The sequence below is a fragment of the Maritimimonas sp. 2205BS37-2 genome (genome assembly GCF_056591755.1).
On the sequence record NZ_JBWQOI010000001.1, the window covers coordinates 1520584 to 1544790 of the forward strand.

Sequence of the window (24207 nt, forward strand, 5' to 3'; positions counted from 1 at the left end):
TTAAGAAAATTTTGGCAAATAGATAATAAAGCCAATTATCGCCGCAATTATTGCTGCAAAAGCCGGAGCTCCGGCAGCAATGTCTTTAATAAAGCCAATGTCTTTATGATAATCTTTATGTATGAAGTCAGCCAATTTTTCAACAGCTGTGTTGGCAGATTCGGCAACAAGCACCAAACCAATAGCTAAAAATTGTAATATCCATTCTGTAGCCGATAGATGTACTATAAAACCTAAAATGGTCATGAGTATTGCGATTACAAATTGCACCATAATACTCGCCTCTGTAGTTATTAAGAGCCAAATACCTCTTAAAGCGAATTTTACACTTTTTATTCTACTAATAAAGAAATCATCTTTTTGTTTAAGCATCCATCAACGCTTCTAACGCAGGTTTATAATTTGGTTCATCTCCAACTTCAGGTACTTGTTCTGTATATAAAACCTTTGCATTTTCATCTAAAACAATGACTACTCTAGAATGTAGATTTTCAAAAGGTCCTTCTACGATTTCCACCCCATAATCCTTCCCAAAAGAGGCAGTATCAAAATCAGAAAGACATAATACATTTTCTATACCTTCAGCAGCACAAAAACGAGCTTGAGCAAACGGCAGATCACGTGATATGCATAATACTTTCGTATTTTCTAATTCTGCCGCTTCCTTGTTAAATTGGCGTACCGAAGCAGCACAGGTGCCAGTATCTACGCTAGGAAAAATATTCAAGACCACTTTTGATCCCTTAAAATCTGATAAGCTGGTTTTTGATAAATCAGGTTTTCTCAAAGTAAAATCTGGTGCTTGAGAACCAGCTTCTGGTAAGTTACCTATAGTTTGCGTAGGAGTTCCTCCTAATGTTATTGTTGCCATATTAATATATTTTTTGAGTTTTAAAATTAAAAAATAATAAACATTTGATGCTAACTAGGCGTATAAATATTTTCTTCAATGACAGCTATTTATTATAGGTAAGAGCTTCTCTATAAAAATTGATTATTATAAAATAGTTAGAATCAATTTTTGAATCTTCTTTTAACAACAAAAATCAGTAACTTTAGATACCTCAAAAAACAAATAACCATGGAAGGAAATAACAATACAAATGGGGCAAACGGATGCCCATTTCATAATGGAAATGATAAACAAAGTGCCGGCGGCGGAACCACTAATAGAGATTGGTGGCCAAATGAATTAAAACTGAATATTCTAAGACAGCATGCTGTAAAATCTAATCCGATGGGTGAAGATTTTGACTATAGCAAAGCGTTTAGCAGTATTAATTACAATGAATTAAAACAAGATGTTATTGATTTAATGACAAACTCACAAGAATGGTGGCCTGCTGATTATGGACATTACGGACCATTTATGATTCGTATGGCTTGGCATAGCGCCGGGACATACCGTGTGGGAGATGGGCGCGGAGGAGCCGCTACAGGAACACATCGTTTTGCACCATTAAACAGTTGGCCTGATAATGGAAATTTAGATAAGGCCAGATTATTATTATGGCCCGTAAAAAAGAAATATGGTAACAAAATTTCATGGGCAGATTTAATGATTCTTGCTGGAAACTGTGCTTTAGAATCTATGGGATTTAAAACGTTTGGTTTTGCCGGTGGTAGAGAAGACGTATGGGAGCCCGAACAAGATATTTATTGGGGATCAGAAAATCAATGGTTAGGCAATGACGACCGCTATGAAACCGGTGAATTAGAAGGACACTTAGGCGCTGCTCATATGGGACTTATTTATGTAAATCCAGAAGGGCCTAATGGGATTCCAGATCCTTTAAAGTCTGCACATGATATAAGAATTACATTTGGACGAATGGCTATGAATGATGAGGAAACTGTAGCGCTTGTTGCGGGCGGACATACTTTTGGTAAAGCGCATGGTGCAGCCGATCCAGACCAATATGTAGGTGCCGAACCTCATGGAGCTTCCATCGAGGAAATGAGTACAGGATGGAAAAATACATTTGGAACCGGTGTTTTAGATGATGCCATTACAAGTGGTTTAGAAGGAGCTTGGACTCCAAACCCTACTGAATGGGATCATGATTATTTTGATGTATTATTGAATTATCACTGGGAGTTATCCAAAAGTCCGGCAGGAGCACATCAATGGACTCCTTCTGCTGCTTCAAATGCAAGAATGGCTCCGAAAGCTGGCGATGCTAATGGTAAGCAAGCATTGATCATGTCTACGGCTGATATGGCGCTTAAAATGGACCCTGGATTTTTAGAAATATCAAAACGTTTTCATGAAGACCATGCTGCTTTTGAAGATGCGTTCGCTAGAGCTTGGTTTAAGTTAACACATAGAGATATGGGACCGATCGATCGTTATTTAGGACCCGAAGCGCCTCAAGAAGAATTAATTTGGCAAGATCCAATACCTAAGGTTAGTTATACATTGAGTAATGATGATGTTTCTTCACTTAAGAAAATGGTTTTAGCTTCTGATTTATCAATTTCTGAATTAGTAAGAACAGCTTGGGCTTCTGCCTCTACCTATCGTGGTTCTGATATGCGGGGTGGTGCTAATGGAGGTCGTTTGCGTTTAGAACCTCAAAAAAGTTGGGAAGTGAATAATCCGGCGAATTTAGAAAAGGTGTTAAATACATTAGAAGGTATTCAAAATGAATTTTCAGGAACAGTATCTATGGCAGATCTAATTGTAATAGCCGGAAATGCTGCTGTAGAAGAGGCAGCTGGTAAGGCCGGATATTCGGTTTCTGCACAATTCTTACAAGGAAGAGGTGATGCTTCTCAAGAACAAACGGACATTGAATCATTTAATCACTTAAAACCATTGGCAGATGGATTCAGAAATTATATGAATCCTCATTTAAAAGCTGCAGCCGAAGATCTATTAGTAGATCGTGCCAATTTATTGACACTTTCGATACCGGAAATGACCGCGCTTGTAGGTGGACTACGCGTACTTGGTGCTAACTTTGATGGTTCCAATCATGGTGTTTTTACAGATACGATAGGACGCTTAACCAATGACTTCTTTACAAATATTCTAGATTTCACATATACCTGGAATGCAATTAATGAAGATGATACTTTATTTGAGGGGCGTGATCGTAGCACAGGTAAAGTTAAATTTACAGCTACTCGGGCTGATTTAATCTTTGGCTCAAACACAGAATTAAGAGCAATATGTGAGGTTTACGGTGCTAATGATGGAGAACAAAAGTTCGTGAACGATTTTGTTGCTGCCTGGGCGAAAGTAATGAATTTAGATCGTTTTGATTTAAACTAAACTATCTCTGTTTAAAATGAAAAGGCCAGTTTTTAAAAGCTGGCCTTTTTTATTAATGAGCGTTTATATCTCTAATTTAAGTGTTTCGCCAAATATTCAGCAACACCCTCATGGGTAGTTTTTAAACCTTCTTTTTCAGCATTCCAATTGGCTGGACACGCTTCTCCGTGCTCTTCATTAAACTGTAAAGCATCAATCATACGTAAAGCTTCATCAACGTTTCTCCCCAAAGGTAGATCGTTCACAATCTGATGACGTACCACACCTTCTTTATCTATTAAAAATAGACCTCTATAAGCGATAAGTTCCCCTTCAGCTTGTAGCATATCATTATCATCATAATAATAATCGCCTGCTAACACATCATAGTTTTTTGAAATTGTTTTATTTGTGTCAGCAACTAAAGGATATGTGATTCCTTTAATGCCCCCCTGGTCTTTTGCTAATTGTAACCATCCCCAATGCGATTGTTCAGTATCTGTAGAAACAGCTACTACGGCAGTATTTCTTTTTTCAAATTCTGCTAATTTCTCTTGAAACGCATGTAATTCTGTTGGACAAACAAACGTGAAATCTTTAGGATAAAAGAATAATACTACATATTTGTTATCGATATATTGATTTAATGAAAAATTCTCTTCAAATACGCCTCCGTTTACCACAGCTTGTGCAGAAAATTCAGGAGCTTTTTTGCCTACTAATACAGCCATTATGTTTTTAGTTTTTTAAAATTAAGCGGCAAATATACGAACTGAATTTGGCAAACAGTACCTCTTGTATTTAAAAATTTTATAAAATAATAGCGAGAATTTATTAGCATTAAAAAAACATGTATATACAAATAATTTGTATATTTACAATCAATTATGAAAAACATAGAAACTCCAAATTTTGATGTTATTGAGCCACAATTTTGTATTAATGCGAAATTGCGAAAATTACACCGTATTTTAAATTCTGCATATCAAAAAAAAATCAACCCTTTTGGATTAAGGGGTAGTATGCTATCTATACTATTTATTATAGGTAAAAAAAATGGTATTAACCAGAAGGCCATTGCAGACATGTTGATCTTAGATCAATCTACTATGAGCAGAGATTTAAAACGTTTAAAGGAAAAAGGATGGGTGCATTCAGAAAAAGGCAATGATCTTAGAAATTCCTTACTATATATTACGAGTGAAGGCTATAAATTATTAGAAGAAGTCGCTCCAATTTGGCACGATCTACATCAAAAAGTTGAAACTATTTTAGGGCTATATAATATTAAACAACTAGATGTGATAACTGAAGCTCTGAGAGCCAATCTATCTGAAATAAGTGAATAATTTTTATAAATATACTTGTATATACAATTAATATAATGCATTATGGAGAACCTACCTTTAAGTTTAGATCTGGCCTTTATTGGCACAACCTTACTAACATTTTATCTCTTCTATAGGGTTCTAAAAAAATCATCAGAATATAGTCATCTCACCACTAGAATATGTCTCGCACTCTCTATTTGGATACTAGCACAATATATAATCACTACCTATGGATTATATTTTGAAAATACGAGAACTACTCCACCTCCATTCATTTATATATTCGGTCCAGTTTTAGTATTTATAACATATTTATTCAGCACGAAAAAAGGAAAAAGATATATTGATAGCTTACCTATGTATGAATCTACACTCCTACATGTGGTACGAATACCAGTTGAAATTATACTATATGCGTTGGCATTGTATAAAACCATTCCCGATCTCATGACTTTTGCAGGTAGAAACTACGATATTCTAGCGGGCATAACAGCTCCATTTATAGCATATTTTGGAATTAAAAAACTTCGTATTAACAAAGCTATATTGTTATTGTGGAATGTAGTGTGTCTCGCACTTTTATTATTTATTGTAGTAAATGCATTACTTTCTGCGCCATTTAATTTTCAACAACTCGCTTTCGACCAACCAAATATTGCGGTTTTGTATGCTCCATATGTGTTGTTACCAGCATTTATAGTACCTGTTGTCTTGTTTTGTCATTTAGTAGCCATTCGGCAATTAACAAAAAAATAGAATTTATTAACAGATATATCTATTGATCAAGCTGTTAAATAATTTGGATATTAAATAAAAAAGATTAAATTCGTCAAGCTAATGGAAAAGTTTAAGTTACTTAAACCTACCAACTATGACTGAAAAACATCATCTACTAACCAATGATGAGTTTGAAGAAAAGTTTGAGAGCTGTATGCTCCCAGAATGCTATTTCACTCATGAAGCCCACTTAAGATTAGCATATATTCACATTAAAAAATACGGTGTTAAAAAAGCTATTAGAAATATTAGTCAACAGATAATTGAATTTGATAATAAATATGGAGATGGCACCAAGTTTAATAAAACACTTACCATAGCATCTGCACATGTTGTGCATCATTTTATGCAAAAAACGAAGGCTATGGATTTTAGAGGTATGCTAGCGGAATTCCCAAGATTAAAAAATAATTTTAAAAGCTTACTTAAAAAGCATTACAGTAAGAATATTTTTACGGATGCCAAAGCAAAAATCGAATATCTAGAACCCGATTTATTGGCGTTTGGCTAATTATTTTAACTTCCATTTGATCTTTTTTGAATTTTCATTGTTCTACGACCATTAAAAAAACAACTATCAGAGGGGAATTATTTTAAAGATAGGCACTATTTTTTAAGACAGTACCTATCCAACGTATCCCAAATAGGAAGCCTATTCAGCTTCTCCTGGTGGTTCTTCTTTTGTATGTAAAGCAACATTACCCGTTATCCAAAAAACAGGCTTTTCGTTACGTAACATATCACTTAAAAAAACAGCTTTTTCCGAAGCTAGTTCATTAACGAGGTTCCAACCACTGGCCGCCGTCTTAATCCAAACTCGAACAGTTTGAGTTGCGGGCTTATAATTCAACCAATAATCGGTTACTATTTCTGTAGCCATAACAATTTTTATTGTGATTACTATTCATCCGTTTAATCGTACTTAATAGCGGTAATCTTTACGCATAAAAAGTAAGACCTATAATAGTCAACTATTATGTGGTAAAAGTACAGCTAAACACTTGTTTGCTGCAAGAGGTATTTACCTGTTTAACAAAGGGAATTACCTGTAGTAAAAAAAGGGGGTTTTACCTATTAAAATTTAAGTCTGGAGATCAAGAGATTTATGTTCCAAAAATAGTTACAACCAATTCTCTAGAACCACCATAATCTCTATGTTCGCAAAGGTAAATTCCTTGCCAAGTACCAAGATTTAATCTTCCATTAGAAATAGGAATTTGCACCGAAGCCCCCATTAGTGATGCTTTAATATGAGCCGGCATATCATCAGGGCCTTCAAAAGTATGTTTATAATAAGGTGCATTCTCAGGCACCATTACGTTTAAATGGCTTTCAAAATCTTGCCTAACTGTTGAATCAGCATTTTCATTAATGGTTAAACTAGCCGAAGTATGCTTTATGAATATTTGACAAACTCCTTGTTTAATCTGACGTAATTCAGGAGTCTTTTCTAACACTAAATTAGTAATTAGGTGATATCCTCGGTTAAAGGCGGGTAAACGAAATTCTTTTTGAACTATTTTCATTGGTGTTAGAATTTGATATTGAAATTATCAATTTTAAATTAAAATCAGGTAACTTAGTAACAGTCTCAATAAAAATAAACTTTTTGTAAAACACATTACTTTTTATGAAATCATTTTGGCAAAAAATAAGCATCGTTCTAGCAAAACGAAAGTTCAAAAAAGAAAGAGATATTAGTACTAACAGAAAGCTTGCAAAGGAAGCCAAATTACTTCGCGTAAATATATGGCATAAAGCACATGATATTTTCTTCATTCTTCTAAGTATTTTCTTTGCCGGGTTTGGGCTTAAAGGGTTTTTACTGCCAAATAATTTTATTGATGGCGGTGCCATGGGCATTTCATTACTAATTTCTGAAACGACAATTTTATCACTCTCCATACTTGTAGTTTTAGTGAATTTACCTTTTATTATTTTAGGATATTTTCATATTGGGCCTCGCTTTGCTTTAAAAAGTGCTCTTGCGATTTTGGGTTTAGCTTTGATCTTATACCTTGTACCTTATCCTATTATCACTTCAGATAAATTGTTAATCGCCGTTTTTGGCGGCTTCTTTTTAGGTGCCGGAATTGGCTTAGCCATTAGAGGCGGTGCCGTAATCGATGGCACCGAAGTACTTGCGATTTACCTCAGTAAAAAAACAGGATTAACCATTGGTGACGTTATACTGTTATTTAATATTCTCATTTTCTTGGCAGGTGCATATATTCTTTCTGTAGAAGTTGCACTCTACGCCATGCTCACTTATTTTGCTGCGTCTAAAACCGTAGATTTCGTCATCGAAGGTGTTGAAGAATATACCGGTATAACCATTATTTCTAAGGAAAGTGAAAAATTACGAATTATGATTACCGAAAAACTAGGTCGTGGAGTTACCATCTACAAAGGAGAAGGCGGATATGGTAAAAGCAGTGAAGAGCGACGTGATCTTAACATTCTTTACACCATTGTAACCCGGCTCGAAATAGCCCGATTGCAAACCGAAATCGATAAAATAGATTCTAACGCCTTTGTGTTTAAACAAAGTATAAAAGATACCAAAGGTGGTATGATTAAGAAACGGGTTTTTGTAAAATAATTAAATGGCCTTATACCGAAAGTAGGTAAACAGAACTCATTACAAACTTTTTTATGAGTTAAATTAGGATCTACTTGTTGAAAGATCAAAAGATTCTTAATAAGTTTGATTGTATTATAAATACTATATTTTGAAATCTGATTTTCTAAAAGAATGTTATCCAAATTTTGATAAAGAGCTACTTATTGAAATAGAAAAACACTCATTGTTAAAAAATTATTTACCAGGGGACTATATTGTTCAACAGGGTCATTTTGTGAAATATTTGCCAATTGTAATCAACGGAACGGTGAAAGTGTATCGTGTTGAAAGTTCTGTTCAGTTGCTTCTTTATTATATTTCTTCAGGAGGTTCTTGCATTTATAGTTTTGCGCATTTATTTAGCAATGAATACGCATCATTTTCTGCGATCACTGAGTCATCGGCACAATTATTATTACTTCCAATAGAACGTGTAAAAATTTGGCTAACTAAATATCCTTCGCTCAGTAGCCTAGTTATTAAAGACTATCAACGACATTACAATGATCTTTTAGACACAACGAAACAAATTATATGCTACAATCTTGAGGAGCGTTTGTATAATTATTTAAAAACAAAATCTAAACTTACTAATGCAATGTTATTGAGCATCTCTCATCAAGAAATTGCTATAGACTTAGGTACATCGAGGGAAGTTATAAGTCGATTACTTAAAAAATTAGGAATTGATAATAAAGTTGAGCAAATAGGTAGAAAAATAAAAGTGCGGTAGTGTGACACATATCACCGATTTCTAATTATACAGAATTTAATTTTGATGTATTAATTTAAAATCAATGTATTATGACGGCGCAAACAACTTTAATTCCTGGTAACTCTTTAATTACCAAAACCCCAGAAGAAGGCCGAGTGTTAGCTATAAAAATTGCTAGGCTTACCATAAAAATTACACAGCCAGATGCCCAAATTCGCGAAAAACTTCGGCCAACATATGCCAATGATGCCAATATGCTAATTGCTATTGGTCAAACGGTAGCTACAGAGTTTGCCATTATTGCCAAAGCAAACAATTACTGGAGACAATAAATATGCAATTAAATTTTATGTAACGATATCGGGTGATCTGACACTAATAAGAATAACTAACTAAATTTTTCATCATGCAGATTACCAGAAATACAGGTCGTATAGTAGGTATCCTTTTTTTGTTAAATATGATTGCCGGAGCTTGGGGCACCGCTACGCGAGGGCTGGCTGGCGTAGCATCTAATAGCAAAGAATTCTTAGATCATTTAGTTGTCAACAGTGATCAAATGAAGTTAGCAATTGGTTTAGATATGCTCGGAAGTGCAATTTCTGTTTTAATTGCAATCTATCTTTATCCGGTTGTTAAAAAATACAGCTCACGTTTAGCGGTTGCCTATATTGGAATTGCTTTACTAAGTTTTTCGATTATTACTATTAGTAATGTTATTCATACTTCTTTATTAACCGTAGCGTCCGAGTATAGCTCAGCTTCAGTAACTAGCTTATCAAATTTCACAACGCTGGCCGCTATGCATCACAGCGCTTATTATTGGGCCCATTTTTTATTATTGATGTGCTATGCTATTGGTGGCGGCATTTTATATTACTTTCTATTGAAGACCACTTTAGTACCAAAGTGGTTAGCTACTTGGGGAATATTAGCACAAATGATTGTGTTTGCCGGTGGTTCTTTACAGCTATTTGAAGTACCCGTATCGTTCTATTTATTTGTTCAAAACGGCATCTTTGTATTAAGTTTTATTATTTTCTTACTTATTGTGGGGTTCAAAACAGAGAAGTACAATGCTATCAATTAATTTTTTCATTTAGAACAAAAGATAAAATGAACACCATTGAATTAAAGTAAAAAGCCAAAGTTTTCACTTTGGCTTTTTAATACTTTATGTAAAACAATTTATAGATTGTTTCGACTCAACAAATTTTAGTTAAGCAATGATTATTAAAGATGTATCACTTCATCATAAGCAGCGGCTACTGCTTCCATAACGGCCTCACTCATTGTTGGATGTGGATGTACTGCTTTAAGAACTTCATGCCCTGTAGTTTCTAACTTTCTACCCAATACAGCCTCAGCAATCATATCGGTAACACCAGCACCAATCATATGACAACCTAACCATTCACCATACTTTGCATCAAAAATTACTTTTACAAAACCGTCTTTATTACCACCGGCACTTGCTTTACCAGATGCTGAGAATGGAAACTTTCCAACCTTAATATCATAGCCCTCTTCCTTAGCTTGCTTCTCTGTTAATCCTACAGAAGCAATTTCTGGTGTACAATAAGTACATCCAGGTATATTACCATAATCCAAGGCTTCCACGTGCTGTCCCGCAATTTTCTCAACACATAAAATTCCTTCTGCAGAAGCAACATGTGCTAATGCTTGGCCTGGAGTTACATCACCAATAGCATAGTACCCAGGTATATTCGTTTGGTAAAAATCGTTTACTAAAATCTTATCTCTATCTACCACAATCCCTACATCTTCTAATCCAATATTTTCAATATTGGTTTTAATACCAACCGCAGATAAAACAACATCAGCCTCTAACACTTCTTCGCCTTTCTTGGTTTTTACTGTTGCTTTTACCCCTTTACCTGAAGTATCAACAGAAGTAACCTCAGCTGAAGTCATAATTTTAATTCCGCTCTTTTTAAAGCTACGCTCTAATTGTTTTGATACTTCTTCATCTTCTACCGGTACAACATTAGGCATAAACTCTACAATTGTGACTTCAGTACCCATAGAGTTATAGAAATATGCAAACTCAACACCAATGGCACCAGAGCCTACAACAATCATTTTCTTAGGTTGCTTAGGCAATACCATAGCCTCACGATATCCAATTACTTTTTTTCCATCTTGAGGCAAACTTGGTAATTCACGAGAGCGAGCACCAGTGGCAATAATAATATGATCAGCACTGTATTCTTTCCCCTCAACATCAATTTTCTTACCCGGTTTTAATTTACCAAAACCTTCGAGTACATCAATCTTATTTTTCTTCATTAAGAACTGAACCCCCTTACTCATTCCTTCTGCAACACCTCTACTACGTTTTACAACGGCTTCAAAATCTTTATCGGCATCTTTTACAGATAAACCATATGCCTCGGCATGTTTAAGATATTCAAATACCTGAGCAGATTTCAATAAGGCTTTCGTAGGTATACACCCCCAGTTCAAGCAAACACCTCCAAGGCTTTCTTTTTCTACAATAGCAGTTTTAAAGCCTAATTGAGAAGCTCTGATAGCAGTTACATATCCGCCTGGGCCACTTCCTAAAACTATAATATCGTATTTCATTTCGTAAATTTTATCTTTAAAGAGTTATTCGTTATGCTGATTTTTGGAAGCACAAATTTAGGTATTTTTTATGGGTTTTTATGTTCTTTTTCTTCAATGCCAGTAACGCACAATAAATTACCAATAAATAAGTAGTTTACTTCCATATGAACTCATAATAATTATTAAAACTAATCAAACTTAATAGCTTTTACCGGGCTAATTTTACTAACAATATAAGAAGGTATTAGAAGCATTAGTAAGCATAAAACTAAGGTACCAACATTTAATAAAACAATATAGCCTGCATCTAAATATACAGGCGCTTGATTTACATAATAAGTTTCAGGATTTAATTTAATTACGCCAAAATACTTTTGAATTAATAGAATACTAATTCCAATAACATTACCCCAAAATAAACCCACTGCAATTAAGTAAGCAGCGTTATACAAAAATATCTTTCGAATGCTCCAATTTGAATTTCCCAACGCCTTTAAAATTCCAATCATTTGGGTGCGTTCTAGTATTAAAACCAATAAAGCTGTAATCATATTAATACCCGCAATTAAAATCATGATACCCAAAATAACATATGTATTTACATCAAATAGATCCATCCACTCAAAAATAGCAGGGTACTTTTCACCAATAGTTTGAGCATTTAACGTTGAACCCACATTTTGATAAACTTCTTCGCCTTTAAATTTTAATTCATCAAAATTCTTAAGTAAAACTTCAAAACCTCCAACTTGATTTTGACTCCATTTATTAAGCCTCTGAATTTGTTTAATATCTCCAATTACATAATTTTCATCAAACTCTTGAAATCCGGAACTATAGATTCCAGCTATAGTAAATACACGTACATTTGGGGCTTTACTTGGATCATCTTTTACGAAAAAGGTGTTGAAGGTGTCTCCCACTTTAAAGCCAAGCCTGTCTGCTGTAATTTTAGAAACAAGTACCTCACTTGACATTTCATCGCTAGTAGTTAATAGCTTGCCGTTGACCAAATAATCTTTAAAAAAAGACCAGTCAAAGTCATGCGAAACCCCTTTTAGAATAATACCTTCAAAATCCGTTTCGGTACGAATTACACCACCTTTAGTGGCATACGTTTGAACACTCTTAACACCTTCAACTGAAGTAAAATCAGGATAAAAATCTTGCTCAATTGGAATAGGATTAACCGTAATCTGCGAATTATTATCCTCATAATTTGTTATCTGAATATGCCCATTAAATCCAGATATTTTTTCTTTAATCTTATGTTTTAATCCAAGGCTCGTAGCAATAGAAATCATCATAATAACTATACCTAAAACGATGGCCGCAATAGCTATTTTTATTATTGGAGACGAAACACTACTTTTATACTGTTTAGCAGCAATGATTCGCTTTGCTATAAATAACTCGTAATTCAATGTAGATGATTAATAGGTGGTTCAAAAGTACATATTTCTTTTCGGTTTTATTTTCTCTTTTTATATTGATTTCCTGCAAGTCACAAACCTCAAAAAAAGAGACCCAAATTGCTGAGGACGCAACTAAACAACAAAAGAAAGAAGTTATTATAAGTGCTAACAATACAAAAGCATACTTAGATCTTTTAAAACAGAAAAATGTAGGTGTGGTAGCCAATCAAACTTCAGTAATTTTTAAGAAAGATCATTCTTATACACATCTAATTGATAGTTTACTTTCAAGACAAATAAAAATAGTGAAAGTTTTTGCTCCTGAACATGGTTTTCGAGGAAAAGCAGATGCTGGCGAACATATTGATGATGGAAAAGACACAAAAACGGGGTTATCCATTATTTCATTGCATGGTAAAAGTAAAAAACCTTCTCAAGAGCAATTAAAAGGTTTAGATATTGTTGTTTTCGACATTCAAGATGTTGGTGTTCGATTTTATACTTATATAGCAACACTACAATATATTATGGAAGCGTGCGCCGAAGCCAAAATTCCGGTGGTAGTTCTTGATAGGCCAAATCCAAATGGACATTATGTTGACGGACCAACACTCGAGCTTGAACACAAAAGTTTTCTAGGGTTAAACCCTATTCCATTGGTATATGGAATGACTATTGGTGAATACGCTCAAATGATCAATAATGAGGGTTGGTTAAAAAATGGCGATAAGTGCGACTTAACTGTAATTCCCTTACAGAATTATACGCATACAACGAAGTATGATTTAGCAATAAGACCATCACCGAATTTACCAAATACCAAAGCAATTAATTTATATCCTAGCCTTGGTTTTTTTGAAGGTACAACTATTAATGCCGGGCGCGGAACCGAAATGCAATTTCAAATTTATGGCGCCCCTTTTTTTGAACCCACCGATTTTAGTTATACGCCAAAAGCAAATTTTGGTGCGAAATACCCAAAACATAAAGGTGAAAATTGCAACGGTATTGACCTAAGAAATGAAAAGCATTTAAACATTGTTAATTTAAAATGGCTAATAGATGCTTATAAGCGAACACCCAAATCAGAAAAGTTTTTTGGTACTACATTTACTATACATGCAGGCACTACCAAATTACAAGAACAAATAGAACAAGGCTTATCGGCAGAAGAGATAAAAAAGACTTGGCAAATAGACCTAGAAAAGTTTAAAAAAATTAGAAATAAGTACCTAATTTATCCTAACTAGACTGTGTTAGTTTGTTATAAGCGGAAGTCCGAAATCAGAATAACTATATACTATTTCGTCATCGGCAATCTGAAAATCATAATCAACACTGATTAGCGTAGGAAATCCATACTCGCCATTATATTCAACAACAAGAGAAGCGGGGTTTTGATCTATTATGGTTTTAATTAAATCAAAAGCCTCCAATATACTATTGGTGTCATTTAAAATATCTTCAGCCGTTTGTGTAGGCGGTAAATGAGATTCATCAAATACTACACTATTCTTAACGTTACTAATTACCATTAATTTACGTTCTAATACTCCTCCACAAAAACAGCTTATATTTTCTGTCCAAAAATAAGTATCTATCCCAGATGAATCCCATAACTGACGATTTTTCATTAGCTCAGTAAATTCACCATCATCATCTGAAGTACAAGAAATAAAAAGTAATGTGGCTGCCAGAAGAAATAAAACCTTTTTCATGTTTATTGTTTGCAGATAAGATGTTCGAAAAAGAAATTGGTTGCTTGTATTATTCTCTAGGATAAATTACTATTCCAATCACATCATCAACATCTTTAAACCCAATTGATCTAGAGTCCATAGAATTAGCTCTATTATCACCTAAAACGAAAAACTTGCCTTTAGGCACCACAACAGGGCCAAAATTATCTTTACTCCATCTCTGATCAAATCCTTTATATATTTTCCCTTTCCCTTCTCCTACAGATATAATGTTTTGTTTAGAATGTAATTGATATTTGGTTGCTATTTTCTTCTCTAGAGATACTAAATAACTATTACTATCAATTTTTGCTCCGTTTAATTCTTTGTTGATAAATCCGTCGCCTTCCAATTCCATAAAATCTTTTTCTTCGATAATATAATTATGAACTAAATTTAAGTCCTTATCCACATTCTTTCCATTTACATAAAGTACGCCATCTTTTATTTCAATAGTATCCTTCCCCTGCCCGCAAAGCCTATTTACTTTAATAAATTTACCGAAATAGTCATCTTCGTGCTTAAAACAGATAAAATCTCCTACTTTAGGAGAAAATAAATTAGAGACCAACATCTTTGAATTCATCTTTAAATTTGGCTCATTAGCAGTAGAAGGATTATTATAGAATTTAAATGCACCCGAAATTTCCGCAATAGAATAGAGTATAATTAAAGTAATAATTACAATTTTAAGTGACTTCATTATAGCTATAAAGGTAGGTTCTTCTTTAGTTCTTCAACGATATTAAATACAGCCGGACATACCTCTGTATTCTTTAAAGTCAAACTCGTTAACTGAGCAAATTTTTTACGATTCGTATGTGGGTATTCTGCACAAGCTTTTGGTCGTATATCATAAATAAAACAAGTGTTGTCAGATTCATCTAAAAAAGTACATGGTGCACTATGAAGTACCATAAAATCATCTTCATCACGGTGTAAATATTTCTCAATAAATTGATGTTCTTTCATGCGAAAGTGCTTTGCAATTCGAGCAATATCTTTATCAGTAAATATTGGACTTGTTGTTTTACAACAATTTGCACAAGTTAAACAGTCTGTCGTTTCAAATTCTTCATCATGCAGCTGTTGCATTAAAAGATCTAAACGCTTCGGGTTTTTCTTCTTTAGTTTGGTAAAATACTTTTTAGTCTCGGCATATTTCTCTTTAGCTTTTCTTGGTAAGTTATTGAGCTGTTCTTCCATATAAAAGTTTAGATCGAAATTACTAGAATTTATAGCTAGCAATTCACTTATTAATCAAACCAAAGTGTAAAGTATTTAATCTTGGCTAAATCAGGTATTTGATCCAATCGTACTTTTTGAAAATTAAATTCGCCTATCCCTAAATCTTTTTTATCAATGGCTATCGTTACATTTAATTCATCAATAAATAAAACTGCAGATGCAGGTGTAGACTCTACTTTATTAACTGTATAATTTTCTACAATATCTTTAAAGGTAGAGCTTAGGTTTAAGCCTTTTACCGTTTTATAGCGTTTGTCAAAAATTTGTATACTTTCAATAACTGATGTTGAATCGTGCTGTTGCTTAGGAATTAAAGTCAGCAAGTGCTTCCCTCCTTTTTCATAAACCAGATGCTCGTCGAATGAAGCATCGGCGAACTCCCCTTCTCCCGTTCTACTAACTAAAGAATCTTTCTTAAATAAATCTTTTAGTTCATACACTTGTGTATTTGAAGTTAGCATTCCTAACTGCCCGCTTGCTATTGTATGTCTATCCTCTTTTTTGCATTGTACAAACATTATTGCTACCAACGCTACTAACAAAAACTTCTTCATTTTTTATTTTATTACTTTTTTTAAAACTCCAAGTACACCTCTTATGAATGTTGCACTGGTTACTACTTTTAAGATCGGATTCATTCGTGTGCTTCTTCTAGTTGTTGTTCTGCCTCTGGTTTTAGCCGCTTCTTTAACTTTTCGTTCTTTTTCTTCTTGCTCATTAATCTTCTCTATTTTGCCATTTAAGATTTCATATGCACTTTCACGATCAATCTCTTCATTATATCCCTTAGCAATTTTTGATTTTGCGATTTGGTCCTTTAGCTCCTTCGGGGTTAAAACATCCATTCTACTCATAGGAGCACGCAACATTGTCCTAGCCAAAGGTGTTGGAATTCCTTTTTCGTTTAAGGCAGATACCAATGCTTCTCCGATACCTAAACTTGTTAATACTTCCTTTGTATCGTAGTATTCAGAATCAGGGTAATTCTCTGCGGTTAACTTTATTGCTCTTCTATCTTTTGCAGTAAATGCACGTAAAGCATGTTGAATTTTTAATCCTAATTGTGCTAATACATCTTCTGGAACATCTTTAGGGTTTTGTGTAACAAAGTACACCCCTACTCCTTTAGATCGAATTAATTTTACAATACTTTCAATCTGAGCCAATAATGCCTTAGAAGCCTCTTCGAACACTAAATGTGCCTCATCAATAAAAAGCACCAATTCTGGTCTGCCAGAATCTCCTTGTTCTGGAAATGTTCCATAAATTTCTGCTAACAATTGTAGCATAAACGTTGAAAATAATTTTGGCTTATCTTGAATATCTGTTAAGCGAAGAACAGAAATAACGCCTCTTCCATTTTCATCAATTCTGGTTAAATCTTGTACATCAAATGAACGTTCGCCAAAGAATAAATCACCTCCTTGTTGCTCAATTTCAACGATCTTTCTAAGAATTGCTCCCGTTGATGCTGTAGAAATACGGCCATACTCTTGTTGTAATTCCTCTTTACCTTCACTGGTTGCGAATTGAATAACTTTTTTAAAATCTTTTAAATCTAAAAGAGGTAATTTTTTATCGTCGCAGTATTTAAATAGGATCGCAACAATACCACTTTGCGTTTCTGTTAAATCGAGAATTCTGGATAATAAGACTGGGCCAAATTCTGAAACCGTAGCACGCATACGTGTGCCATCTTGCTCAGAAATTGTTAAAATTTCAACCGGAAAAGATTTTGCATCAAAAGGTAAACCTATTTTTTGATGCCTTTCATCAATCTTAGGGTGTCCAGGGCTTGGTTGTGCTAAACCACTTAAATCTCCTTTTACATCCATTAATAAAACAGGAATCCCCTGATCGGATAAATTTTCAGCCAATACTTGTAACGTTTTTGTTTTACCCGTACCAGTTGCTCCAGCTATTAAACCATGTCGATTCAATGTTTTTAAAGGAACTTTTATAAAGGCTTCAGTAATTGTTTCTTCACCTAACATGGCTGAACCCAGAGTAAGAAATTCTCCTTTGGTTTTATAACCTTCGTTTATATAATTAAAAAATTCTTCGCTTTTACTCATTTAAAGTGTTCTGTTTGATTGAAGTCATAAAAATAAGATTAAAAATGCCAAAACAAAAATTAACACTTTAATTAAAATACGGGTGTTTTGTATCTTCGTTACAACTAATTTTAAAATCATGAAAAAACTACTACTATTCGTTGGCCTTTTAACCGTACTTACTTTTTTTGGTTGTGATACTATCAAAAAAGAAGAAACTCAAGAAATCGTTACTATTGAAAAATCTAAAATTGATTTTTTAGAATCTAAAATTGAACGTAGAAAAAGTGCTCCTTATTCAGACGCCGTTCGTATTGGTGATATTCTATTTTTAACTGGCCAAGTGGGTTTTAATAATGACTCTTTAAAGATTGCACATGGTGGAATAAAAGCTGAGGCCACACAGGCATTAGAAAATATTAAAGATGTTTTAGAGGCTAACGGCTCAGATCTGGAACATGTTTCAAAATGTACTGTGATTTTAACTGATAAAAATGATTTTGCAGATTTTAATGAAGTTTTTCGTCAGTATTTTCCTAAAAATAAACCCGCAAGAACTACCTTTGTGGCCGATTTAGTAATCGATGCAAAAATTGAGATCGATGTAATCGCTGCCGTTAAATAAATGGATAAAAAAATAAAAGAATTAATCGATAGAGGTGAAATGCTTCCATTAATGGAAGAGTTCTATACAATTCAAGGTGAAGGGTATCATACAGGAACCGCTGCTTATTTCATTAGGATTGGAGGTTGTGATGTTGGTTGTCATTGGTGTGATGTGAAAGAAAGCTGGAATGCAGATTTACATCCTCCGACTGAAGCTAATAGCATTGTTAATAATGCTAAAAAATATTCAAATACAGTGGTAATTACTGGAGGTGAACCATTAATGTGGGATATGTCTTATTTAACTAAAAACCTTCAGAAGAATAACATTAAAACGCATATTGAAACCTCTGGTGCTTACGAATTAACTGGTGTTTGGGATTGGGTTTGTCTTTCACCCAAAAAAACAAAACTTCCGTTAGATGAAATTTATGAGCAAGCTCATGAGCTGAAAATGATTGTTTATAATACAAATGATTTTATGTTTGCTGAAGAGCAGGCAGCAAAAGTAAATGAGAATTGTCAATTATTTTTACAACCTGAGTGGAGCAAGCAAGAAAAAATGACACCACTTTTGGTAGATTATGTAATGAAAAACCCAAAATGGAAAATTTCGCTACAAACCCATAAGTATTTGAATATTCCTTAAATTTTAAATGTTGCATCATTGTTCTATTTTTTTAATGTACATCTCTTTATATTGAATTTTTACTTAACAATTAAATAAGAATAAAATGAAAAAAGAATATGAGAAGTATTACGATTCTTATATCAAATTATTCTCTAATTCATCTAAAGAAGAAATAGATTTTATTAGACCCTACATTTCTATATGTGAGTTCGAAAAAAAAGAATTTTTCCTTAAAAGAGGTGAGATTCAAAAGGAGATGGGGTTTATTTGTAAGGGACTTTTAAGGCGGTATTATATTAACGATAAAGGAAATAAAATAACAACAGGCTTTGCAAAAGAAAATAGTTATGCAACCGATTATCCTGCCTTTATAAAGCAGCGACCCTCAAAATATTTTATGGAATGTTTAGAACCTTCTATTATTATTAAATTACCCTATGAAGTTATTCAGGAGAGTTACAATAGGTTTAAAAATGGTGAAAAATATGGCCGTTTAACCGCAGAAGAGGTTTTAACTATATTAAATGACAGAGTGGAAGGCTTTTTATTTAATACGGCAGAAGAACGGTATCTAAGTTTTATTAAGAATAATAAAGATATCATAAATAGAATTAGTCTTTCTCATTTATCTTCTTTTTTAGGTATTGAGCGCCAATCGCTAAGTAGAATACGAAGCAAACTTGCTAAAAAATAATTATGTCACAAATGTGACAGGTGTATAATCGTAAAATATTTAATGTTTGTAATATCAATACTTTAAATATGTCTTTAACTAAAATTAATCCTCAGAATGCTTTCATAATTTTCTCTTTTTTTATCGGATTTCTCGCCTCATGTCAAACCTCTAAAGAGAAGATATTAATTCATAAAAATATTCAAGAACAAACGGAAATTATTTTTGATAGTCTCATCAAAATTCGTAGAGATTTTCATCAATATCCGGAAGTCTCTCAACAAGAAAAAAGAACTTCGGAAAAAATAGGAGAGTATTTATCATCGCTTGGGTTAGAAGTTAAAACTAACATAGGTGGCTATGGAGTTGTAGGTATTCTAAAGGGAAATAGACCAGGGAAGAAAATTGCTTGGCGATCAGATATAGATGCAATGCCTTCAGATATTCCAGACGTTGTAGATTTTAAATCAAAAAATAAAGGTGTAAGGCATATATGTGGCCATGATGTTAACACAACCATTGGGCTGGGGATAGCCAATGTATTGACAAGTCAAAAAGAAAATTTAACCGGAACAGTTTATTTCATATTTCAGCCATCTGAAGAAAATTTTAAAGGTGCCAAAGCAATGATTAAAGATGGGTTGTTCGATATTATTAATCCAGCTGAAATATATGCTACACATATTGCTCCAATGCCATCAACAATGATTTCAACGAAGCCTGAATGGATGTTCGCCGAATATCGAGTACTTAAAGTATCCTATAAAAGTTCTAATAAAGATGAAGCAATTATAGATCATGCAAAAAAAGTAATATCTAGTTTTCAAAATGTTGAACCAGAAAGCAAATTTTGGGATAATAGAAATTTGTTAGACCCAAATATTGGTATTGCTAATCCGAATACGATTTATAAAAATTATGTAACCGTAAATCAAAATTTTTCCGTTAAAAAAACAGATGAAAAGATATCGATAAGTACCTTTATTAGTTCGAGCATAATGAAAAAACTAGATACTATCTTGCCCTTATTAAAAGAAAAACTTAGTACGTCAAAATTTTCAAAAGACTTAATTAAAATCGAATACCTTGAAACTGGAAGAGCAAATATCGTAAACGATAAAAACCTAACTAAGAAATCTATGAAGAGCATTTCAGAGATTTATGGCAGGGAAAATACCTTTCTTTTATATGGCGAAATGCCTGATGGTCGAGGTGATGATTTTGCTTTCTTTCAAAAGCATGTACCTGGAGTATATTTTTATCTAGGAGGATCTAATTTTGAAAAAGGTATTATTTCTATGCCACATGCACCTAACTTTGCTGTAGACGAAGAATGTATAAAAACAGGTGTAAATTACTTTTCTTCAATGATAGTTGAAAGACTAAAAGAATAATCTCTCATACTTTTAAATAAAAATTTACAGAAAAAAGATATGCCTATTCTTTTTGGAACATTATTTGTTCAAAAGATTGCATAAAATTTAATTATTAACACCAAAAATTCTAACAAAAAATGAGCAAACGAATAGTTCTTATTTCTTTAATTATCCTTCTTAGTAGTTGTGCAACTTTTAAATATAAAAAACAAGGATTTGTAACTGATCATGATTATTTTAAAGAAATTCCTTTCGATTATGTAAATGGTTTTATTTTCATTCCCGTGACAATTGATGGAAAAGAATTCAATTTTTTATTTGATACTGGAGCTGAATTAAATCTCATAGACCCAACAATTGTTAATCAATTAAATTTAAAACGGTTAAAAAAAGGAACAATTTCGAATGGTAAAGATTCAAAGAAAAAAGTAAAGAGAGTTCGAATTGGTGCAATAGATATTGGTGGTATTACATTCAAAGAAACTGTAGGAATGGTTTGGGATATCTCAAAATTTGGAAGATACATAAGCTGTAAAAAGATAGACGGTTTTATCGGAAATAACTTAATGAGAAAATCAAATTGGCAAATAGATTATCAAAAAAAAGTCATTAGAATCTCTGACGATAGTAAAAAGTTTACTGTTTCTGATAATCACAAAAAAATAAAAATGAATTCGGGGATTGTCGGTAACATTCATCTAAATTTAAAGGTAGGAGAAAAAAATAAACGTTTTACATTTGATACCGGATTTAATGGTTTTATCCAAACAGGAGACACTACTGTTTTAAAAGAAAAGCCATCAATTAAGAAAATAGGAGTAAAAGGAGCTAATTTTTCAGGAGCCAAAGAAGGAGTAACTCATTATAAGAAACTAGAACATTTCTATATCAATGATTATAAATTTAAATCGCCATATTATTTTTTAATTAAACCTCTTAATTCTTCTGTTTTGGGGAACTCGTTTTTTCAAAATTTTACAGTTACTATAGATTGGGAAAATGATAGTTTAATTTTAGATGAGAAAAATAAATTAAATTATGTTAATCCTATTATCTATGAGGTAGGTTTTTTTACAGATTATGATAAGGGAATAATCACCATCGGCAATATATATGAAAAAAGTAGCTTAATTGGTAAAATAAAACCTCAATCTAGAGTTTTAAAAATTAACAATATTGATTTGACTAAATATGGACAATCGGGAGAGTTATGTGAGTTTTGGTCAAAAAAATGGAAAAACATTATCAATAAAGATTTACTAAAAATTGAAGTAGAATACAATGGGAATAGAAAGGAAGTAGAAGTAAAAAAAATAGAAAATTTATAATAGTATAGGGATCAAAAACAATAGTTTTTACCTATAAATTTGATACGTAAGACTTATTACTTGTTTTTCTTGTCCATTCTTGTTAGCGCCAAGCTATAAACTCTTTCAAATTGTTCTCGCAAGCCCATATCGCTGTTATCAAATTCTATGGCGTCTTTTGCTTTTTTTAAAGGTGAGTCTTCTCGCGTAGAATCAATTCTATCACGTTGTTGAACGTTATGCAGTACTTCTTCATAATTTACTTTATGCCCTTTATCAAGTAGTTCTTTATAGCGTCTAGCAGCTCTCTTTTCAGGTGAAGCTGTCATAAATAGCTTAAGCTCTGCATCAGGGAAAACCACTGTGCCAATATCTCGTCCATCCATTACAAGACCCTTGTCTTTGCCCATTAACTGTTGCTGCTCAACCAGCTTTCTACGAACTTCAGAAATTTCAGAGACTTGACTAACAAATTTAGATACTTTAATTGTTCTTATTTCTCGTTCAACATTTTCATTATTCAAATACATTTCAGAGAATTTTGAATCTCCGTTATACTTAAATTCTAGTTTTATTTTTTTTAAATCGGCTATCAATCGCTTTGCATCAAGATAGTTAGAAGTTACATAATCATGTTGCATGGCATAATAAGTCACAGCCCTGTACATGGCACCTGTATCAACATATAAGTAATTTAACTCTTTAGCTAGATGCTTTGCAATAGTACTTTTTCCTGTTGAAGAAAATCCATCAATAGCAATGATTATTTTATTCTTGTTTTTCAAATTAATAACGTTTAAAGCCTTCTCTGGCCAAATCAATATTTAAAGAAAATGTATTTGTGTTTGTCTCTGGATGAAACTTGCTAAAAGCATAATTTAGTTTAAATCTACCCATTTTTAAGCCAAAACCAGCAGTAAATCCAGCAAAAGTTCGGCTTTCGGTTAATCGTAATTCTCTTCCACGTCTAAAATTATAGCCCAATCTTAGGTTAAATCCTTTATCAGGAAAAAATTCAGCTCCAACGCTTACATGGCGTATGGCATTTCCTAAAAAGGTAACATCATCATTTGTTGTTTCGCCTCCAATGGAAGTCTGGCTGTCTGAAGGGTTCGGTACACTTAATTTCCATTTTTGCAGGCTATTAATAGTTACATGCCATTTTAGCGGAATGTGTTCTAGTTGATAAGAAGCTCCAAGGGCAATTTCTAAAGGAAGTTTTTCCCGTTCTTCATCAAAAACAGAAATCTGATAACCTATATTACGTATAACGGCAGAGAACATATAAGGTTTAAACTCATCATAATAGGTCAATGCGAAATCTGCCGCGATTCCGCTTGAGGAAAAATTTTCTATCGTTGAATTGATAAACTTTAAATTAGCACCAACATAAAAGTTCTGCCAAGGTAATTCATATGCATAACCAACTTGAAATGCTAAGTCTCTGGCCTTAAATGTGCCTGTTTCGTTACCTTGTTCATCAGCAGCAATTAATTTACCGTAATCTACAAAGGTAATCCCTGCATGGAATGTTCCTACTCTTCGGGTAAATAAATGTGCGAAAGAAAGTGATCCGTAATTTACATCTGTTAAAAAATCGACATAGCTCAGTCCTACTTGGTTATCAATTTCCGGGTTAATCATTGATGGGTTCCAAAGGGCTTGATGAATATCGTCAACTAATGTAAGTGTTTCTCCGCCCAAAGCTGCTTGTCTTGCTGAAGTAGTAACATTTAAAAAATTATAAATGCGTTCGCCACCTACCTGTGCTAAAGAAGTGGCAGAAATGAACCATAAAAGAAATGCTACAATTACTCTCATACAATGCGCAAAGAAAAGAGAAATATAAATTATAACGTAATTATTC

Annotated in this window: 28 protein-coding genes; 14 read left to right on the plus strand and 14 right to left on the minus strand. The window is 33.2% G+C overall.

Going from position 1 to position 24207, the window contains the following annotated elements; genetic code table 11:
- Both AC1EUU_RS07240 and tpx read right to left on the minus strand, forming a co-directional pair.
- On the minus strand, positions 1-372 hold the full coding sequence (locus tag AC1EUU_RS07240; RefSeq protein ID WP_480200720.1) for a diacylglycerol kinase family protein: 372 nt from the start codon (positions 370-372) through the stop codon (positions 1-3).
- On the minus strand, positions 365-871 hold the full coding sequence (tpx, locus tag AC1EUU_RS07245; protein ID WP_480200721.1) for a thiol peroxidase: 507 nt from the start codon (positions 869-871) through the stop codon (positions 365-367). Before tpx ends, AC1EUU_RS07240 begins: the two co-directional genes overlap by 8 nt.
- A 210-nt stretch (positions 872-1081) precedes the next feature.
- Between tpx and katG the strand changes: the two genes are divergently transcribed.
- Positions 1082-3277 (plus strand): catalase/peroxidase HPI, encoded by a 2196-nt coding sequence (gene katG / locus AC1EUU_RS07250; RefSeq protein WP_480200722.1) that lies wholly within the window; start codon positions 1082-1084, stop codon positions 3275-3277.
- A 71-nt stretch (positions 3278-3348) separates the two neighbouring features.
- Here the strand turns inward: katG and AC1EUU_RS07255 are convergent, their stop codons facing one another.
- A complete protein-coding gene (locus tag AC1EUU_RS07255) occupies positions 3349-3987 on the minus strand; it encodes a peroxiredoxin (RefSeq protein ID WP_480200723.1) in 639 nt (212 codons plus the stop codon).
- A 156-nt stretch (positions 3988-4143) separates the two neighbouring features.
- Between AC1EUU_RS07255 and AC1EUU_RS07260 the strand changes: the two genes are divergently transcribed.
- The 3 genes from AC1EUU_RS07260 (at position 4144) to AC1EUU_RS07270 (ending at position 5875) form a co-directional block, all read left to right on the plus strand.
- On the plus strand, positions 4144-4605 hold the full coding sequence (locus tag AC1EUU_RS07260; RefSeq protein ID WP_480200724.1) for a MarR family winged helix-turn-helix transcriptional regulator: 462 nt from the start codon (positions 4144-4146) through the stop codon (positions 4603-4605).
- Positions 4606-4647: 42 nt separating this feature from the next.
- A complete protein-coding gene (locus tag AC1EUU_RS07265; protein ID WP_480200725.1) occupies positions 4648-5343 on the plus strand; it encodes a hypothetical protein in 696 nt (231 codons plus the stop codon).
- Between the two features lie 115 nt (positions 5344-5458).
- On the plus strand, positions 5459-5875 hold the full coding sequence (locus AC1EUU_RS07270; RefSeq protein WP_480200726.1) for a hypothetical protein: 417 nt from the start codon (positions 5459-5461) through the stop codon (positions 5873-5875).
- A gap of 141 nt (positions 5876-6016) precedes the next feature.
- Here the strand turns inward: AC1EUU_RS07270 and AC1EUU_RS07275 are convergent, their stop codons facing one another.
- Complete coding sequence (locus tag AC1EUU_RS07275; RefSeq protein ID WP_480200727.1) at positions 6017-6244, minus strand: hypothetical protein; 228 nt, start codon at positions 6242-6244, stop codon at positions 6017-6019.
- Between the two features lie 223 nt (positions 6245-6467).
- Positions 6468-6890 carry a secondary thiamine-phosphate synthase enzyme YjbQ gene (locus tag AC1EUU_RS07280; protein ID WP_480200728.1) on the minus strand — a complete coding sequence of 141 codons (423 nt, stop codon included), beginning with the start codon at positions 6888-6890 and terminating at the stop codon, positions 6468-6470.
- A 104-nt stretch (positions 6891-6994) separates the two neighbouring features.
- Here AC1EUU_RS07280 and AC1EUU_RS07285 point away from each other — a divergent pair, with 104 nt between their 5' ends.
- From AC1EUU_RS07285 to AC1EUU_RS07300, 4 genes are all read left to right on the plus strand, one after another.
- Entirely contained in the window at positions 6995-7966 is a 972-nt protein-coding gene (locus tag AC1EUU_RS07285; RefSeq protein ID WP_480200729.1) for a YitT family protein, read from the plus strand.
- A 130-nt stretch (positions 7967-8096) separates the two neighbouring features.
- Positions 8097-8720 carry a Crp/Fnr family transcriptional regulator gene (locus AC1EUU_RS07290; protein WP_480200730.1) on the plus strand — a complete coding sequence of 208 codons (624 nt, stop codon included), beginning with the start codon at positions 8097-8099 and terminating at the stop codon, positions 8718-8720.
- Positions 8721-8791: 71 nt separating this feature from the next.
- Positions 8792-9034, plus strand: a complete 243-nt coding sequence (locus AC1EUU_RS07295) for a hexameric tyrosine-coordinated heme protein (protein WP_480200731.1) — start codon at positions 8792-8794, stop codon at positions 9032-9034.
- Between the two features lie 74 nt (positions 9035-9108).
- Positions 9109-9792 carry a DUF4386 domain-containing protein gene (locus AC1EUU_RS07300; protein WP_480200732.1) on the plus strand — a complete coding sequence of 228 codons (684 nt, stop codon included), beginning with the start codon at positions 9109-9111 and terminating at the stop codon, positions 9790-9792.
- A 143-nt stretch (positions 9793-9935) separates the two neighbouring features.
- Here AC1EUU_RS07300 and lpdA read toward each other — a convergent pair whose 3' ends face one another.
- Both lpdA and AC1EUU_RS07310 read right to left on the minus strand, forming a co-directional pair.
- Positions 9936-11309, minus strand: coding sequence for a dihydrolipoyl dehydrogenase (gene lpdA, locus AC1EUU_RS07305; protein WP_480200733.1), 1374 nt, complete (start codon positions 11307-11309; stop codon positions 9936-9938).
- A 170-nt stretch (positions 11310-11479) separates the two neighbouring features.
- Positions 11480-12715 carry an ABC transporter permease gene (locus tag AC1EUU_RS07310; protein WP_480200734.1) on the minus strand — a complete coding sequence of 412 codons (1236 nt, stop codon included), beginning with the start codon at positions 12713-12715 and terminating at the stop codon, positions 11480-11482.
- A 5-nt stretch (positions 12716-12720) separates the two neighbouring features.
- Between AC1EUU_RS07310 and AC1EUU_RS07315 the strand changes: the two genes are divergently transcribed.
- Positions 12721-13956 (plus strand): exo-beta-N-acetylmuramidase NamZ family protein, encoded by a 1236-nt coding sequence (locus AC1EUU_RS07315; protein ID WP_480200735.1) that lies wholly within the window; start codon positions 12721-12723, stop codon positions 13954-13956.
- Between the two features lie 6 nt (positions 13957-13962).
- On the opposite strand, the gene AC1EUU_RS07320 is transcribed toward AC1EUU_RS07315, so the two are convergent.
- Genes AC1EUU_RS07320 through AC1EUU_RS07340 form a run of 5 tightly spaced genes read right to left on the minus strand, consistent with a single transcriptional unit; the run spans position 13963 to position 17768 of the window.
- Positions 13963-14424 (minus strand): DUF6174 domain-containing protein, encoded by a 462-nt coding sequence (locus AC1EUU_RS07320; RefSeq protein WP_480200736.1) that lies wholly within the window; start codon positions 14422-14424, stop codon positions 13963-13965.
- Between the two features lie 49 nt (positions 14425-14473).
- Positions 14474-15148: a signal peptidase I gene (gene lepB / locus AC1EUU_RS07325; protein ID WP_480200737.1), complete on the minus strand. Its 675-nt coding sequence runs from the start codon at positions 15146-15148 to the stop codon at positions 14474-14476.
- 5 nt (positions 15149-15153) lie between these two features.
- The gene (locus tag AC1EUU_RS07330; protein ID WP_480200738.1) at positions 15154-15651 is read right to left on the minus strand and encodes a YkgJ family cysteine cluster protein; all 498 of its coding nucleotides are present in this window, start codon (positions 15649-15651) and stop codon (positions 15154-15156) included.
- Positions 15652-15701: 50 nt separating this feature from the next.
- The gene (locus AC1EUU_RS07335; RefSeq protein WP_480200739.1) at positions 15702-16247 is read right to left on the minus strand and encodes a hypothetical protein; all 546 of its coding nucleotides are present in this window, start codon (positions 16245-16247) and stop codon (positions 15702-15704) included.
- Between the two features lie 3 nt (positions 16248-16250).
- Positions 16251-17768, minus strand: a complete 1518-nt coding sequence (locus AC1EUU_RS07340; protein ID WP_480200740.1) for a helicase HerA-like domain-containing protein — start codon at positions 17766-17768, stop codon at positions 16251-16253.
- A gap of 118 nt (positions 17769-17886) precedes the next feature.
- Here AC1EUU_RS07340 and AC1EUU_RS07345 point away from each other — a divergent pair, with 118 nt between their 5' ends.
- The 5 genes from AC1EUU_RS07345 to AC1EUU_RS07365 all read left to right on the plus strand — a co-directional run bounded on the left by AC1EUU_RS07345 (position 17887) and on the right by AC1EUU_RS07365 (position 22361).
- Positions 17887-18372 carry a RidA family protein gene (locus tag AC1EUU_RS07345; RefSeq protein ID WP_480200741.1) on the plus strand — a complete coding sequence of 162 codons (486 nt, stop codon included), beginning with the start codon at positions 17887-17889 and terminating at the stop codon, positions 18370-18372.
- Positions 18373-19002 carry a 7-carboxy-7-deazaguanine synthase QueE gene (locus tag AC1EUU_RS07350; RefSeq protein ID WP_480200742.1) on the plus strand — a complete coding sequence of 210 codons (630 nt, stop codon included), beginning with the start codon at positions 18373-18375 and terminating at the stop codon, positions 19000-19002. It abuts the gene before it with no gap.
- 85 nt (positions 19003-19087) lie between these two features.
- Complete coding sequence (locus AC1EUU_RS07355; protein ID WP_480200743.1) at positions 19088-19678, plus strand: Crp/Fnr family transcriptional regulator; 591 nt, start codon at positions 19088-19090, stop codon at positions 19676-19678.
- Between the two features lie 68 nt (positions 19679-19746).
- Entirely contained in the window at positions 19747-21051 is a 1305-nt protein-coding gene (locus tag AC1EUU_RS07360; protein WP_480200744.1) for a M20 metallopeptidase family protein, read from the plus strand.
- Positions 21052-21170: 119 nt separating this feature from the next.
- The gene (locus tag AC1EUU_RS07365) at positions 21171-22361 is read left to right on the plus strand and encodes a retropepsin-like aspartic protease (RefSeq protein ID WP_480200745.1); all 1191 of its coding nucleotides are present in this window, start codon (positions 21171-21173) and stop codon (positions 22359-22361) included.
- Positions 22362-22417: 56 nt separating this feature from the next.
- Here AC1EUU_RS07365 and cmk read toward each other — a convergent pair whose 3' ends face one another.
- Together cmk and porQ are read right to left on the minus strand one after the other, a co-directional pair.
- Entirely contained in the window at positions 22418-23125 is a 708-nt protein-coding gene (gene cmk / locus AC1EUU_RS07370; protein ID WP_480200746.1) for a (d)CMP kinase, read from the minus strand.
- Between the two features lies 1 nt (position 23126).
- The coding region (gene porQ / locus AC1EUU_RS07375) for a type IX secretion system protein PorQ (RefSeq protein ID WP_480200747.1) at positions 23127-24207 on the minus strand (1081 nt) is incomplete at its 5' end.